This is a genomic window from Luteimonas sp. e5, from assembly GCF_054031035.1.
In genome coordinates this window covers 293,564-309,629 of record NZ_JBSTRX010000001.1, presented here as the reverse complement: position 1 = coordinate 309,629, position 16,066 = coordinate 293,564, and the positions used below count along the sequence as shown (strand labels likewise).

Annotated in this window: 9 protein-coding genes and 1 tRNA gene; 3 read left to right on the top strand and 7 right to left on the bottom strand. The window is 67.3% G+C overall.

Annotated elements, in window-relative coordinates; translation table 11 throughout:
• Positions 1-76: 76 nt before the first annotated feature.
• The 3 genes from nusA to ACW11F_RS01525 all read right to left on the bottom strand — a co-directional run bounded on the left by nusA (position 77) and on the right by ACW11F_RS01525 (position 4,201).
• A complete protein-coding gene (nusA, locus tag ACW11F_RS01535; protein WP_456995165.1) occupies positions 77-1,564 on the bottom strand; it encodes a transcription termination factor NusA in 1,488 nt (495 codons plus the stop codon).
• Entirely contained in the window at positions 1,561-2,172 is a 612-nt protein-coding gene (locus tag ACW11F_RS01530; RefSeq protein WP_456995164.1) for a ribosome maturation factor RimP, read from the bottom strand. Before ACW11F_RS01530 ends, nusA begins: the two co-directional genes overlap by 4 nt.
• A 247-nt stretch (positions 2,173-2,419) precedes the next feature.
• Positions 2,420-4,201 (bottom strand): 3-hydroxybutyrate oligomer hydrolase family protein, encoded by a 1,782-nt coding sequence (locus tag ACW11F_RS01525; RefSeq protein WP_456995163.1) that lies wholly within the window; start codon positions 4,199-4,201, stop codon positions 2,420-2,422.
• Between the two features lie 84 nt (positions 4,202-4,285).
• Between ACW11F_RS01525 and ACW11F_RS01520 the strand changes: the two genes are divergently transcribed.
• Positions 4,286-4,957 carry a response regulator transcription factor gene (locus tag ACW11F_RS01520; protein WP_456995162.1) on the top strand — a complete coding sequence of 224 codons (672 nt, stop codon included), beginning with the start codon at positions 4,286-4,288 and terminating at the stop codon, positions 4,955-4,957.
• A 326-nt stretch (positions 4,958-5,283) separates the two neighbouring features.
• On the opposite strand, the gene ACW11F_RS01515 is transcribed toward ACW11F_RS01520, so the two are convergent.
• On the bottom strand, positions 5,284-8,607 hold the full coding sequence (locus ACW11F_RS01515) for a hybrid sensor histidine kinase/response regulator (protein ID WP_456995161.1): 3,324 nt from the start codon (positions 8,605-8,607) through the stop codon (positions 5,284-5,286).
• A 108-nt stretch (positions 8,608-8,715) separates the two neighbouring features.
• On the bottom strand, positions 8,716-10,962 hold the full coding sequence (locus ACW11F_RS01510; RefSeq protein ID WP_456995160.1) for a TonB-dependent receptor: 2,247 nt from the start codon (positions 10,960-10,962) through the stop codon (positions 8,716-8,718).
• A 170-nt stretch (positions 10,963-11,132) separates the two neighbouring features.
• Here ACW11F_RS01510 and ACW11F_RS01505 point away from each other — a divergent pair, with 170 nt between their 5' ends.
• Together ACW11F_RS01505 and ACW11F_RS01500 are read left to right on the top strand one after the other, a co-directional pair.
• The gene (locus tag ACW11F_RS01505; protein ID WP_456995159.1) at positions 11,133-12,536 is read left to right on the top strand and encodes a GntP family permease; all 1,404 of its coding nucleotides are present in this window, start codon (positions 11,133-11,135) and stop codon (positions 12,534-12,536) included.
• Positions 12,537-12,696: 160 nt separating this feature from the next.
• Positions 12,697-12,773: transfer RNA gene (locus ACW11F_RS01500), tRNA-Met, on the top strand.
• A gap of 301 nt (positions 12,774-13,074) precedes the next feature.
• Here the strand turns inward: ACW11F_RS01500 and nuoN are convergent.
• Both nuoN and ACW11F_RS01490 read right to left on the bottom strand, forming a co-directional pair.
• The gene (gene nuoN / locus ACW11F_RS01495) at positions 13,075-14,541 is read right to left on the bottom strand and encodes an NADH-quinone oxidoreductase subunit NuoN (protein WP_456995158.1); all 1,467 of its coding nucleotides are present in this window, start codon (positions 14,539-14,541) and stop codon (positions 13,075-13,077) included.
• Between the two features lie 3 nt (positions 14,542-14,544).
• Positions 14,545-16,065, bottom strand: a complete 1,521-nt coding sequence (locus ACW11F_RS01490) for an NADH-quinone oxidoreductase subunit M (RefSeq protein WP_456995157.1) — start codon at positions 16,063-16,065, stop codon at positions 14,545-14,547.
• Between the last annotated feature and the right edge of the window lies 1 nt (position 16,066).

Sequence of the window (16,066 nt, the reverse complement as noted above, 5' to 3'; positions counted from 1 at the left end):
TTCCCGTGTTCCCGGCGGGGCGCTGCGCGCCCGGCCTTGATGTTTCGATTCTACTGCGCGCGAGGTTGCCGCCGGTTCACTCGAACCAGTGCTTGCGCGCTTCCATGATCAGCGCCGAGGCGCGTTCCTCGTCCATGTCCTCGATGTCGATGATCTCGTCCACGGCCAGTTCGGCCAGGTCCTCGCGCGTGCGCACGCCACGGCTGGCCAGCACGTAGGCGGTGGCCTCGTCCATGCCTTCCAGCTCGAGCAGGTCCTCGGCCGGCTGCTGGTCACCCAGTTCGGCCTCGGCGGCCAGCGCCTCGTTGATCAGCGCATCGCGGGCACGGGCGCGCAGCTCTTCGACGATGTCCTCGTCGAAGCCATCGATCGCCAGCAGTTCGCCGACCGGCACGTAGGCGATTTCCTCGATGCTGCTGAAACCCTCGGACACCAGGATGCCGGCGATCTCGTCGTCGACTTCCAGCTTTTCGATGAACACTTGGCGCGACTGCGCCTGTTCGGCTTCGCTCTTGGCCTGCACCTGCTCGGCGGTCATCACGTTGAGCTGCCAGCCGGTCAGACGGCTGGCCAGGCGCACGTTCTGCCCGCCCTTGCCGATCGCCTTGGCCAGCAGCTCCTCGGCCACGGCCAGATCCATCGAATGCTTGTCCTCGTCGACGATGATCGACTGCACCTCGGCCGGTGCCATCGCATTGATCACGAACTGCGCCGGGTTGTCGCTCCACAGCACGATGTCCACGCGCTCGCCGTTGAGCTCGTTGGTCACCGCCTGCACGCGCGAGCCACGCATGCCGATGCAGGCGCCGATCGGGTCGGTGCGGTTGTCGTAGGCCAGCACCGCGATCTTGGCGCGGTCGCCCGGATCGCGTGCGCAGGCCTTGATGTCGACCAGGCCTTGGCCGACCTCGGGAACTTCCAGGCGGAACAGCTCCATCATGAATTCCGGCGCGGCGCGGCTGATGAACAGCTGCGGGCCGCGCGGCTCGCTGCGCACGTCGTACAGATAGCCGCGCACGCGGTCGCCGGCGCGCAGCATGTCGCGCGGAATGCCCTTGTCGCGCGGAATGAAGCCTTCGGCATTGCCGCCGAGGTCGACGTAGATGTTGCCGCGCTCGGCGCGCTTGACGGTGCCGGTCACCAGTTCGCCGACGCGATCCTTCCACGCATCCACCACCTGCTGGCGCTCGGCCTCGCGCACGCGCTGCACGATCACCTGCTTGGCGGCCTGCGCGGCGATGCGCCCGAACTCGGCGTTCTCGACCTGCTCTTCGATGAAGTCGCCGACTTCAACGCCCTCGCCTTCCTCCACGGCATCCATCAGCCGCAACTGGCGATCGGGCGATTCCATCACCACGTCATCGGCCACCACTTCCCAGCGGCGGAAGGTTTCGTAGCTGCCGTCGCGCGGGTCGATGGCGACACGGATCGCCACGTCCTGCTCGGGATAGCGCTTCTTCGCCGCCGAGGCCAGCGCCGCCTCGATCGCCTCGACGATGACTTCGCGCGGCACGCCCTTTTCGTTGGCTACCGCATCGACCACCATCAACAGTTCCTTGCTCATTGTTCTGGCTCCGCATCGGCGGACGATTCCGCCTGCTTGTGAGAGGATTTCTTGTTGCCGCCACGCACGCCGGGCTTGCGCCCGGGCTTGTCGCGGGCATAACCCAGCGCCGCCCAATCGGGGACCAGGCGCGCCTTGTCGATATTGTCCATCGCCGCCACGAACGGCTGGCCGTCGATGTCGAACGTGATCTCTTCGCCCTCGACCGCGACGATGCGCCCGGTCAGGCGCCGCCGCCCGTCCTGCGGCAATTTGAGCACGGCTTTCACCGTCTCGCCGATGAAGCGGCTGAACTGCGCGGCGCTGAACAGCGGCCGGTCCAGCCCCGGCGATGACACTTCCAGCGTGTACTGGCCGCTGATCGGGTCTTCCACGTCCAGTTGTGCCGAGACTTCGCGGCTGACCTGCTCGCATTCGTCGATGCCGACGCTTGGCGCCACCGTCTGCCCGTCCTCGCCCGCCCGCGGCTCGGCGCTTTCCGGGTAGTCGATGTACAGGCGCAGCACCGCCCCGCCCGGCGCGGTCATGTATTCCACGCCCAGCAGCTCCAGCCCGAGCGATTCAACGGTCGGGGCCAGCAATCCGGCGATGTGTCCTGCCTTGTCCATCCACGCTCCATGGCGGCGAAAACAACGAAGGGGCCGCGAGGGCCCCTTCCGGTCATGATGCGATGATTCCGGTGCCGGTGCGCCTGGCGCATCCGGCGGCCCGGGCCGGGCTGTTGGAGCGGACTCCGCGAATCCCGGCCGGTGCACCTGGCCAGCGCGAGCGGCCAAGTCAAGCGCGAAATTGTAGGCGCACCCGGCCCCGGTTGCAAGCACGCCGCCCGGCTGTACGGCGGAGCGTCGCGGCCGCTCAGCGCGGGATGGCGAGGTCGGCGGCGGTCAGCGGCTTGCCTTCGCCGCGTGGACGTGCCGGGATCACCGCGTCCTGCGGCAGGCTGCCGTTGCCGTCGAGGTAGGCATCGAGCCGGTCCAGCGCGTTGTAGACATACGGCAACAGCGGCGCGTAGCTGTGGCCGAATTGCGGCAGCGCGAGGAAGGCATCGAAGTGCTGCGCGCGCTCGACCTGCCAGAAGCGCACATCATTGCGACCGGCCGCACGGGCCGCGGCCACGTAGGGCTGGCTGCTGAACGCCATCGGGATCAGGCCATCGGCCTGGCCGTGGATCACGATCACCGGCAGGCCCGGGCGCGGCGGCGCGGCACGGGTGGCGGCGACGCCTTCGCGCAGGCGCCGCGCGGCGGCATCATCGCCCTCCCACAGCGCGCGCATGCATTGCAGACCGGTGAGGCCGCCCGTCGCGGCGGAAGGATCGACGATGTGCACGCCGGAGCCGGGCGGGATGCCGCTGCCATCCGGCCACCAGGCCGCGCGCTCGCCCGCACTCGCCGCACGCGGCTTGCCTGCTTCATCAAGCGCGGAGAAACGGAAACCGCAGGGGTGCGCGTCATGCGCGCTGCGGCTGTAGGCCGAGGCATAGGTCACCAATACCGATCGCCACAGATCGAAGCCGACGCTGCTGGCACCCGCGCGCAATGCGTCCTCGCTCCAGCCGGCCACCTTCAGCCGCTGCAGCGCCGAGCGCTGGCGTGCCGCGGTGTCCGCACCTTCGATCCGGCCCGATGCCGCCATCGCCGCGCACAGGGCCTCGGCCTGCGGCATCGCCGGCAAGCCCAGCGCCGGCAATGCACACGGCATCAGCAGTGCGGCTTCGCTGGCATAGTCGTACAGCGCTCGCCCACCGTGGCCTTCGACCTGCACATTGGGCTCGCCCGCGACCACGCCGTCGAGCCAGTCACCCTCCATTTCGGCAGCCCGCAGCACCGCGCCACCACCGTTGGAAATGCCGGTGGCGATGACGCGGGTATTGTCGAAGGTGAACGGCGCGGCATCCGGGAACGCCAGCGCCAGCGCCCGCAGCCCGAACTCCGCGGCCTGGCGCGCGTGGATGCCCCAGTCGGCTTCCGGGTTGTCCTGCGAATGGGCATGCTTGATCGCCACGCCCTGCCCGGCGGCTTCGCCCGGCACGAACGCGAGCGGCTCGCCCAGTGCGGCCACCTCGCCTGACGGGCCGATGCCCATGCCGGCGTCGAGATCGAAATAATCGCTGCCGGCCGCCTTGTCGGTATGCACCACCGCACAGCCGCGCGGCAAGCCCCAGGCCGCGCCCACCGCCATCGCCCCGTATACCCCGCGCGAACCGGAGGCGACGCTGACCACGAGGCAACGCTTGTCGCGGTCGAAGGCATCGGGCACCTGCGCCAGCACGCGGTGCGGGTGGCGCGCACCGGGCACCAGCGCAAGCGCGGAGAACTCACGGCCCGGCACCGGCACCAGACTGCCGTACAACTCACCGAAGCCACCGGTGGGCGAAAGGTCGGCGATGCCGCGCCAGCTGCCCCAGATCGCGCGCCGGCGCAGCTCGGCCGGCGTCGGATTTTCGGCATCGGCAAACGCCGGCGGCACCAGCGAACGCAGTCCGGCGGCACCCAGGCCCGCGGTCAGCAGGTCATCCTCATGGCGATGCTCGGTCGGCGGGTTGTCGATGTGTGCAGCTTGCGGCATGGGCGGTCCGTGGCTGACGCAGGCACTCATCAGCAGGCTGGCGGTGATGGCTGTGAAGGTGTTTTTCATGCCCGGAGATTACCGCCAACGGTGATGCGGGGCATCGTACCTTCGTACCACGGCAGGCGGGATGCAAACTGCTAGCCTTGTCGCATGCCGCCCACCAGTCTGCTCATCGCCGATGACCATCCGCTGTTTCGCGCCGCGCTGAAGCAGGCCGCGCACGATGCGCTGGGCGAGGTGCGCCTGCTCGAAGCCGGCTCCATGCCCGAGGTTCTGGCGACGCTGGAGCACGACGATGCCATCGATCTGGTGCTCCTCGACCTGCACATGCCGGGCAGCCATGGCCTGGCCGGACTGGCCGCGGTACGTGCGCAATTCCCCGGGGTCGCGGTGGTGGTGGTCTCGGCCAATGACGATCCGCGCGTGGTGCGGCGCGCGCTGGATCATGGTGCGGCGGGCTACCTGCCCAAGAGCGCCGGGCTTGATGAATTGCGCGAAGCCATCGTCACCGTGCTCGATTGCCAGCAGTGGCTGCCGGCGAGCCTGCGCGCCGCGGTGGCCTCGGCGACTTCGGCACCGGACGATGCCGCGCTGGCCGCGCGTCTGGCCAGCCTCTCGCCACAGCAATTCCGGGTGCTGGCGCTGGTCGCCGAAGGCCTGCTCAACAAACAGATCGCCGACCGCCTGGGGGTGCAGGAGCGCACCATCAAGGCGCATCTTTCCGCGATTTTCGAGCGTCTTGGCGTGCGCAACCGCACCCAGGCCGGCGTGGTCCTGCGCGGTCTTGAGCTGAAGGACCCGGCCACGCGCATCGATCCCTGAGCCCGTCACGCAGGCTGGCGAAAAAGTCGCCAGTCGCGGACGGTGCATGCAGGATGCGGCTTTGCGCCTCTGCCCACACCTTTATCCACAGCCACATCCACAGCGGCTGTGGATATCGCCGCGATCAGTGGATACTGGATACTCGGCTCCGGCTCCGGTGTGTCGGGCTTGAGCCATGGCGGCGGCATCCGCCAACTACGGATGCCAAATGATTCTGTATCGCCAGCATGGCCGATGCGTTCCTCCGCCCTGCGCGCACTCGCTGCATGACACGCCTGCCATGCGGCAGGCCACCCACCCAGCGGCGCCTCTGCGGGCCGGGGTGCTCAGGCTTGGGTGGCGCGATGCGCCGCCAGCACGCGGTCGAGCATGGATTTCAGTGCCAGCGGACGCAGCGGCTTGGCCAGCAACGGCAGGCCGGCATCCTGCGCGGCCAGGCGCACCTCGCCGGTCTGGTCCGCGCTGAGCAGCAATGCCGGGCGCGTGCCGAACCGCTCGCACAGGCGACGATACAGGGCGATGCCGTCATCGCCATCATCCAGGTGGTAATCGAGCAGCCACAGGTCGGCGGGGGCTTCGCGCAGGGCGGCTTCGGCATCCGCTCCGCCATGGCAGGCGGCAACCGCGCAACCCCAGCCACGCAGGACGCTGGCCAAGGCCTCCAGTGCGGCCGGATCGTTGTCCACCAGCAGCATGCGCAGGCCGGCGAGCTGGCCGGCATGGCGCCGCGTCGCGGGCACGGCAGCGGCGCGCGGCACCCGGACATGGAAGCAGCTGCCACGGCCGGGCGTGCTGCGCATGCCGATGCGCACGTCGAGCACCTCGGCGATGCCGCGTGCGATCGCCAGCCCCAGGCCCAGACCCTGCGCACCGGAATGCTGGCCACGGCGGAACTCTTCGAAGATCAACGCCTGCTGTGCCGGATCGATGCCGGGGCCGGTGTCATGCACCTCGATGCGCAGATCGCGGCCGACCCGGCGCACGCCAAGCAGCACGCGCCCGTGCTCGGTATAGCGCAGGGCATTGACCAGGAAGTTCTGCACGATGCGACGCAGCAGGCGTGGATCACTGTGCACCCAGGCCGAGGTCGGCACGAAACGCAGATCCAGGCCGCGATCGGCAGCGAGGATGCGGCCTTCATTGACCAATGGTGAAAGCACCTCGGACAGCGCGAACACCTGCGGCTCGGCCTGCAGCCCGCCGGCCTCCAGTCGCGACATGTCGAGCAGGTCGCTGATCAGCGCGGTGGTCGAATCCAGCGCACCACCGACCTGCTCGGCCAGACGTCGGGATTCGGGCGTGCTGACCCGCTGGCCGAGCGCGTCGACGAACAGATGCGCCGCATGCAGCGGCTGCAGCAGGTCATGGCCGATCGCGGCGAGAAAGCGGCTCTTGGCTTCGTTCGCGCGCTCGGCCTCGCGCTTGGCGGTTTCCAGCATCGCGGTGCGTTCGGCGACGCGTTGCTCGAGTGTTTCGTTGGCCGACTTCAGACCGGCTTCGGCAAGGCGGAAGTCGGTGACGTCGGTGAAGGTGGCGACGAAGCCACCATCGGGCATCGGATTGCCGCGGATTTCGACGATGCTGCCATCGGGAAACACGCGCTCGGACAGATGCGGCGTGCCGGCGCGCATGTGCGCCAAGCGCCGCGCCAGGGCCACATCGATGTCCTCGCGCGCCGGCATGCGCTGCAGTGCCCATTGACTGGCCTGCGCGATCGGCATGCCGACCTTGAGCATGCCGGGCGGGAAGCCGAACATCTGTGCATAGCGGCGGTTCCATGCCACCAATCGCAATTGCGCATCGACCACGCTGATGCCCTGGCTCATGTTTTCCAGTGCCGCTTCCAGCAGGCGCTGGTTGAAATGCACGTCCTGCGCGGTTTCGTCGAGGATGTCGGCCACCGCATCCAGTTCGCGCGCGCCCTCGCGCCGCGCGGCATTGAGCAGCAGGCGCGCCGATGCGGCGCCGATCACCGCCGCCAGTTCGCGCTCGACATCCTCTTCCAGCGCGCGCGGCACGCGTGCCGCGGCCGGCAAGGTGCCGAGCAATGAATCCACCTGCGCCGGTGGCAGGAAGCGCTGCGCCAGCGGCCGCAATACCTGCGCCTGCAGGCTGCCGCGTGCCCGCGCCAGGCGCGGGCGGCGCCAGCGCGCCAGCAGCCAGGTCACCACGAAACCGGTGAGCAGGCTGGCCGCCACCGCGCGTCCCAACCGGCTCCAACCGGTCAGTGCGAGCAGTGCGTCCGGCGCCAGCCATGCCAGTCCCGCCGGACCATCACGCAGCCATTCGGGCGAGGCGCCGCCGGCTTCGAACATCAGCGGCAAGGGCAAGGCCCAGACCCAGACCAGGAACCCGGCAATCACGCCGATGCTCACCGCCAGTGGCGGCGTCTGTGGACGCCAGACCGCATACGCCAGTGCCGGCGCCAGCGTCGCCAGCGCCGAGAACGAGAGTGCGCCGACATCGGCCAGCGCGGCATTGCCCGCCACCGAACGGCTGTAGACCCAGGCCAGCAGCATGATCGCGACGATGCCGCCACGCCGCAGCAGCAGCACCGCACCGCGCAGGTCGCCCTCGCCGTCCCGGCTCCAGCCACGCGACAGCCACGGCAGAACCCAGTGCTGGCCGATCATCACGCTCAGGCTCAAGGTGCTGACCACCACCATGCCCGCACCGGCGCTGAGCCCGCCGAGATAGGCCAGGAGGGCCATGGCGGTATTGCCCTGCGACAACGGCAGCGCCAGCACGTAGGCATCCGAAGGCACCGCCGGATCCAGCAACGCCTGGCCGAGCCGCGCCAGCGGCAGGATCGGCAGCGCGATCAGCACCATGTACAGCGGGAACAGCCAGCGCGCGGTGCGCAGGTGCGCACTGTCGCGGCATTCCACCACGCCGACGTGGAACTGGTGCGGCAGGGTGAACATCGCCAGCACGCCGAGGATGACCAGCGGCACGAAACCGTCGGTGGTCGGAGCTGCCGCCAGCGGGGTCGGCATCGCCTGCCCCCACAGGCGCCACACGAACACGCCGAGCAGCAGCATGGCAATCAGCTTGAACAGCGAATCGAAGGCGATCGCCAGCACCAGTCCGCGGTTGTGCTCGGTGGCGCTGGCATGGCGTGCACCGAAGGCGATCGCGAACAGGCTCATCGCCAACGCGATGTACAGCGTGCTGTCGCTGCCGGCATCGCCGCCGGTGACGCCATGTCCGGTGAGCAGGGCAAAACCGGAGGACAGCGCACGCAATTGCAGCGCGATGTAGGGCACCAGCCCGAGCGCCGCCACCGCGGTCACCACCGCCGCCAGCCAGGCATCCTTGCCCAGGCGTGTGGCGATCAGGTCGGCGATCGACGTGGCGTTGTGCGCCTGCGACAGGCGGATCAGGCGCATCAGCACCGCGGCACCGAAGGCATACAGCAGCAGGGTGCCGACAAAGGTCGGTGGCAGCGGCCAGCCGTAACGTGCGGCCTGGGTCACGGTGCCGAAGAAGGTCCACGAGGTACAGTAGACCGCCAGCGACAAGGCATAAACGTGCCGCCAATGGGCAGCGAAGGCCTGCGGCCGGCGCTCGGCATGCAGGGCCACCGCGAACATCAGCGACAGCCACGCCAGCCCGGCGGCGATGACCACCGGGCCGCTCAACATGGGCATGGTCGCAGCGGCCTCATTCGAAAAGCATAGTGGCAAAACCCCGGGCCGCTTGTGCGGCCCGGGGCGGACTCCGTTTCAATGCGACGCTCGCGGCGTCACGCGGCATGCTCAGAAGCTGTAGCGCAGCGACACATACCAGTTGCGCGGCAGCCCGTAGTAGGCGGTCTGGATGTTGCCCACGCTGGCAAACTCCTGACCTTCGGTCATGTACTGCTTGTCGGTCAGGTTGCGCACGCCGGCGCGCGCCTGCCACACGTACTGCGGCGAATCCCACACCAGGAACAGGCCGACCAGCGAATACGCGTCCTGGCTCAGCACCGCGCGGTTGTCCACCGAAAGCCAGGTCTTGCCGCGGTAGGAGACATCGCCGCCGACGCCCAGGCTGCCGCGCTCGCCCAGGTTGAACTGATGATGCAGCGCGATGCGCGCGGTCCAGTCCGGGGAGAACGGCACGTGGTCGTGGCTGACGTTGGGGTCGTAGCCCGGGTAGTTCGGGTCGAGGCGGAAGTCATCGAAGCGCCCGTACTTGGCATCCAGCCAGCCCAGCTGTGCGCTCAGCGTGGTCGCCTCGCCCAGCAGCGCGCTGCCTTCAAGTTCGAAGCCCTTGATCTTCAGCGCCGCGGCATTGAGCACCGGGAAGGTGCCCACGTCCTGCGACACGCGCGCCTGGAAGTCCTTGTAGTCGCTGTGGAACACCGCCGCGCTGCCGCGCAGGCGGCGATCGGCGGACGAGGCCTTCACACCCAGCTCGTAGGTCCACACGTACTCGGGGTCGAACTTGGCGTGCTGCGTGTCGTACACCGTGTTGGCGCGCCCGTTGAAGCCACCCGACTTGAAGCCGCGGTTGGCCGAGACGTAGCCCATCACGTTGTCGCTGAAGGCTTTTTGCAGGCTGACCGAGGGCGTGACCGCGGTCCAGCTGGCGCTGGCGTTGAAGGCCACGGTTTCGTCCAGTGCCTGGAACGGCGTACCCCAGAAGGTGCTGGTGGTACGGTCGTATTCCTTCTTGTCGCGGGTCCAGCGCACGCCGGCGGCCAGCGTCCAGCTCGGCACGAATTCCCAGTTGACGTGGGCGAAAGCCGCGGTGCTGGTGGTGGTCAGGTCATCGTCGATGGTGCGCAGGAACCCGATTCCGTTACCGAACATGGCGAACAGGTCATCGGCATAGGCTTCCTGGTGCGAGGGCACATGCTCGCGCATGTAATAGGCACCGAAGGTCGCGTGCAGGTTGCTGCCGTTGTCGTAATGCAGCTGGAACTCCTGACTGGTCTGGCGCTGGTCGAGTGCCACCAGCACGTCACCCAACTCGAACTCACTGGCATCGATGTCGATGTAGGAATCGGTACGCAGCTTGCGGTAGGCGGTGATGCTCTTGGCCTGCCATTTCTCGGACAGGTCCCATTCCAGTGCCAGCGTGGCACCGGAGTGACGCAGCTCCTGGCCCTTGTCGGGCGAGAACGAGGTGCGCACCAGGCGATCCCATTCGCCGCTGGCGCCCGGCTTGAGCACGATGGGCCCGAGCCCCAGGTCGGTCTGCATCAAGTCGGCCATCGGCCGACCCATGGTCAGCGCGGCGTCCTGGCGGGTGTGATCGAGGGTGAACACGCCGCGGAACGCATCGCTCGGGCGGAACGCCAGCTTGGCGCGCAGTGCGGTGGTGTCGTCGTCGTTGTAGCGCTTGCCGGTGACCGCGTCCTTGACGTAGCCGTCGTTGGTGACCTTGGCCACCGCGATGCTGCCGGCCAGCGTTTCACTGAACTGGCCGCTGGCATACACCCGGCCTTCGGCGCGGCCATAGTTGCCGAGCGTCAGTTCCGCCGCGCCCCCCTGGTTCTCGAACGGATCCTTGGTGGTCAGCTTGATCGCACCACCGGTGGAGTTCTTGCCGTACAACGTGCCTTGCGGTCCACGCAGCACTTCGATCTGTGCGATGTCGTAAAGCGAGAACAGGGCACCGTTGATGCGCGAGAAGTACACGTCATCCACATACATGCCCACGCCCGGGTCGAAGGTCTGCAGGGCATCAGGCTGGCCGATGCCGCGGATGAACACGTTGACGCTGTTGGCCGAGCCGCGGCCCTGTGCGATGTTGAGGTTGGGTACCGAACCCTGCAGCCCGCTGACGTCGCTGGCCTGCAGATCCTTGAGCTGCTCCTCGCTGAAGGCGCTGATCGCCACCGGCACGTCCTGAATCGACTCGCTGCGACGACGCGCGGTCACCACCACCGCATCCAGCGCACGCTCCTGGCTTTGTTCGCCATCGACCGGCGGCTGCTCCTGTGCCGTGACCACTGGCGTTGCCAGCGCGCCGGTCAGCGCCACCGCAATGGCCATGCTCAAACTGCGGATTTTCATCATGCCCCTCCTGAAGGAATTGGACGCGGCCGGCGGTCCCGTCGCGATGCACGCATGATCGGCCCGTGGCCGCGGCGGCGGCATCGTACCTTCGGACAATGGGACGGCAGCGGGACGGGCGGCAGACTCTCTGGCGTCAATCTGCCCGCAGGCGGGCCGGGGTTTCCTCCATGTCGTTCCTGATCGTGCTGGCCGCGCTGTGCTTCCTGATGTACGTCGCCTACCGCGGCCACAGTGTCATCCTGTTTGCGCCCATCGCCGCGCTGGGCGCGGTGCTGCTGACCGATCCCGGCCTGGTCGCGCCGATGTTCACCGGCTTGTTCATGGACAAGATGGTGGGCTTCCTCAAGCTCTACTTCCCGGTGTTCCTGCTCGGTGCGGTATTCGGCAAGCTGATCGAGGTATCCGGCTTTTCCAAATCGATTGTTGCCGCGACCATCCGCGTGGTCGGCGCGCAACGCGCGATGCTGGCGATCGTGCTGGTCTGCGCGCTGCTGACTTACGGCGGCGTATCGCTGTTCGTGGTGGTGTTCGCGGTGTACCCGTTCGCCGCCGAGCTGTTCCGCCAGAGCGACATCCCCAAGCGGCTGATCCCCGGCACCATCGCGGTCGGCGCGTTCACCTTCACCATGGACGCGTTGCCCGGCACCCCGCAGATCCAGAACATCATCCCGACCACCTTCTTCAAGACCGACACCTGGGCCGCGCCCTGGCTCGGCACGCTGGGCGGCATGTTCATCCTTGTCCTCGGCCTGCTCTACCTCGACTGGCGCCGCCGCGTGGCGCTGGCCAACGGCGAAGGCTATGGCGATCCGGCGACGCTGGTGCACGAACCTGCCGCGTTCACCGGCGGCAAGCTGGCCAATCCGCTGATCGCGCTGCTGCCGCTGGTCATGGTCGGCGTCAGCAACAAGCTGTTCACGGTGATGATCCCCAAGCTCTATGGTGCCAGCCATTCCTTCGTGCCCGCGGTGATCGGCGACCCCGCACCGGTGGTGCAGGAAATCTCCAAGATTTCCGCGATCTGGGCCGTGATGGGGGCACTGCTGGTGGGCATCCTGTGCGTGCTGGCGTTCGCCTGGCGTCCGGTCACGGCGAGCTTCGCCGAGGGCAGCAAGGCGGCAATCGGCGGCTCGTTGCTGGCGGCAATGAACACCGCGTCGGAATACGGTTTCGGCGCGGTGATCGCCGCCCTGCCCGGTTTCCTGATCGTCGCCGATGCACTCGGCGCCATCCCCAACCCGCTGGTCAACGAAGCGATCACCGTCACCGCGCTCGCCGGCATCACCGGCTCGGCCTCGGGCGGCATGTCGATCGCGCTGGCGGCGATGGCCGATACCTTCATCGCCAACGCCGAGGCCGCCGGCATCCCGATGGAAGTGCTGCACCGCGTGGCTTCGATGGCATCCGGCGGCATGGACACCCTGCCGCACAACGGTGCGGTGATCACCCTGCTCGCGGTGACCGGCCTGACCCATCGCCAGTCCTACAAGGACATCTTCGCCATCACCGTGATCAAGACCGCGGCGGTGTTCTTCATCATCGCCCTGTTCTATCTCACCGGCTGGGTCTGATTCGACGCCGACACGGCGAAGCGGAGTTCACCAGTCCGCGAACCTGGCGGCGACCTTGCAGCCAAAGCACACGCAAGGTGCCGCGCCGGCACAGTCGCTGCGCCGGCGTGATGCCGGCACTTGCATGAATAGGCATGTTGCCGCATAATCCTCGTTCTGCTGCGGGGTGGAGCAGTCTGGCAGCTCGTCGGGCTCATAACCCGAAGGTCGCAGGTTCAAATCCTGCCCCCGCTACCAACTTGTCGACGGCGTGACCTTGCTCCGGTCACGCCGTTTTTGTTGGCCGGCGCGACATTCGCACTGACTATGCCTCCCGCGTTCGGCCCGTCGTCTTTTCTTCCGCAGCCGGCACAACTCGTGCTTCCTGCGTAATGCGCGAAGCACACCACTGGCTGACAACGCGCGCAGCTCGGACGTGATGCAGCAAACGCCTTGTTCCCTGCATCTCCGGCTGCACGCCTATCTGATTTCGGTCACGAGCGACAGTGCCGCGCCGCATCTGGCGGCGACACTGGAAATGGTTCCAACTGCAGCGGGTTCAGGCGAGGTCGAACACCTGGCGGCACCAGGCCAGCAAGTGGTTCACCCACGGGCTGAGCAGCAGCAGCGCGGCGGCATTGACCACGAACAGGGTACGCATCGAACGGTTGCTGCGTGGCGTGGCCGCTTCGGCGCCCTCGTCCGCGGCATCGAAATACATCACCTTGATCACGCGCAGGTAGTAGAACGCGCCGATCACCGCGAACACCACGCCGAGGATCGCCAGCCACAGCATGTCGCCATTGAGCGCGGCGAAGATCACGTTGACCTTGGCGAAGAAGCCGATGAACGGCGGCACGCCGGCCAGCGAGGCCATCACGATCAACACCATCAGCGCCATCCACGGATGGCGGCTGGACAGGCCGCGGTAGTCGGCGATTTCCTCGGCCTCGAAGCCGTGCCGCGACATCAGCACGATGGCACCGAACGCGGCCACCGTGGTCAGCGCATACACCACCGCGTAGAACATCGCCGCGGCATAGCCCTCGCTGCCACCACCGGCCAGGCCCATCATCAGGAAGCCGATGTGGGAGATGGTGGAATAAGCCAGCATGCGCTTGAGGTTGGCCTGCATCAGCGCGATCAGGTTGCCGACGATCAGCGACAGTGCGGCAAGCCCGCCGATCAGCAGGCGCCACTTGTCGTCCAGTGGGCCGAGGCCGTCTTCCAGCAGGCGGTAAGCCATGACGAAGCTGGCGATCTTCGGTGCGGCGCCGATGAACTGGGTGATCGGCGTCGGCGCGCCGTGGTAGACGTCCGGCAGCCACATGTGGAACGGCGCGGCGCCGAGCTTGAAGGCGACGCCGGCAACCACGAACACCATGCCTGCCATCAGCAGCTGGGCGTTGTCGCCCGGCGCCATTGCGATCGCCGCGATGCCCGGCAGATCCAGCGTGCCGGTGGCGCCGTACAGCAGCGACATGCCGTACAGCAGCATGCCCGAGGCCAGCGAACCAAGCACGAAGTACTTGATCGCCGCCTCGGTCGCCAGCGGGTTTTCGCGCTCGATGGCGACCAGCGCGTAGGAACACAGCGCCAGCATCTCCAGCCCGACGTAGACCATCACCAGGTCGTTGGCCGAGACCAGCACCATCATGCCGAGGGTGGCGAACAGCATCAGGATCGGCACTTCGCCCTTGTAGCTGCCGCGCTCCTTGAGATAGTCGAACGCATACACGAAGCTGGCCGCGGCGGCGAGCGCGATCATGCCCTTGGACAAGTCGGCCAGGCCATCGCGCACGAACATGGCATTCATCACCACACCGTGCTCGCCACCGGTACCGGCGAAGGCCATCACCGCGACCAGCAACAGGACGGCCAGGCCAAGCCAATGGGTGATGCCGCGCTGGCGGCTGTCGAAGAACAGATCGAACAGCAGCAGGGCGAAGGCCGAGGCGGCCAGCACCAGCTCCGGCAGCAATGCCCGGAGTTCGGTGGCGGGGAAGACGTGAAGCGTGGTATCCATCGGTTACGGTCCGGAAAGCTTGCTGGTGGCGATGGTCTGCGCCAGTTGCGCGATGGACGGTTCCATCAGGTCGGTGAGCGGCTTGGGCCAGACGCCGATCAGCAACACGCCGACGGCGAATGCGGCCAGGACCAGCCCTTCGCGGGCATTGACGTCCTTGAGCGTGGCGACCTGCGGGTTGCGCACCTCGCCCCAGATGATGCGCTTGGTCAGCCACAGGCTGTAGGCGGCACCGGTGATCAGCGTGGTGGCGACCAGGATCGCCAGCCACGGGCTGTAGCGGAAGCTGGAGATCACCACCATGAATTCGCCGACAAAGCCACTGGTACCCGGCAGGCCGGAGTTGGCGAAGGCGAACAGCACGAACAGCGCAGCGAACCACGGCATGGTGGTCACCACCCCGCCGTAGTCACGGATCATGCGCGTGTGCATGCGGTCGTAGAGCACGCCGACGCAGGAGAACATCGCGCCGGAAATGAAGCCGTGCGACACCATCTGCACCATCGCACCCTGCAGGCCCAGGCGCGCGGCATCGGCATGGCCACCGTCACGGATCAGGCCGATGGCGATGAACACGCCCATGGTGACGAAACCCATGTGTGCGATCGACGAATAGGCGATCAGCTTCTTCATGTCGTCCTGCACCAGCGCCACCAGGCCGATGTAGATGATCGCCACCAACGACAGCGCGATCACCACCCAGGCGAATTCGTGGCTGGCATCGGGCACGATCGGCAGGTTGAAGCGCAGGAAACCGTAGCCACCGATCTTCAGCATGATCGCGGCCAGCACCACCGAACCACCGGTCGGCGCTTCCACGTGCGCATCCGGCAACCAGGTGTGCACCGGGAACATCGGCACCTTGACCGCGAACGCGATCAGGAAGGCGAAGAACAGCCACGTCTGCTCGGTCATCGACAGCGGCGCGGAGGCAAGATCCGCCAGCTGCCAGCTGCCTTCCTTGAGATACAGGTAGACCAGCCCGACCAGCATGAACACCGAGCCGAGGAAGGTGTAGAGGAAGAACTTGATCGAGGCATACACCCGGCGCGGGCCGCCCCACACGCCGATGATGATCATCATCGGGATCAGCATGCCTTCGAAGAACACGTAGAACAGCAACGCGTCCATCGCCGCGAACACGCCGACCATCAGGCCCTCGAGGATCAGCATCGCCGCGTAGTACTGGTTGACGCGCTCGTCCACCGAACCCCAGGCACCCAGCAGCACCAGCACCGTGGTGATGGTGGTGAGCAGGATCAGGGCGATGGAAATGCCGTCCGCACCCAGGTGGTAGAAGATGTCCCAGGCCGCGATCCACGGCGTGTTTTCGACGAATTGCATGCCCGGGTTGGCGGCGTCGAAGCCGCTGATCAGGCCCAGCGACAACACCAGCACCAGCAGCGATATCGCCAGGCCACCCCAACGCGCGGTGTTGGCCGGCATCCGGCCCAGGGCGAGCAGCGCCGCGCCGCCCAGGATGGGCAGCCAGATCAGCAGGCTGAGCAAAGGCAACTGGCTCACA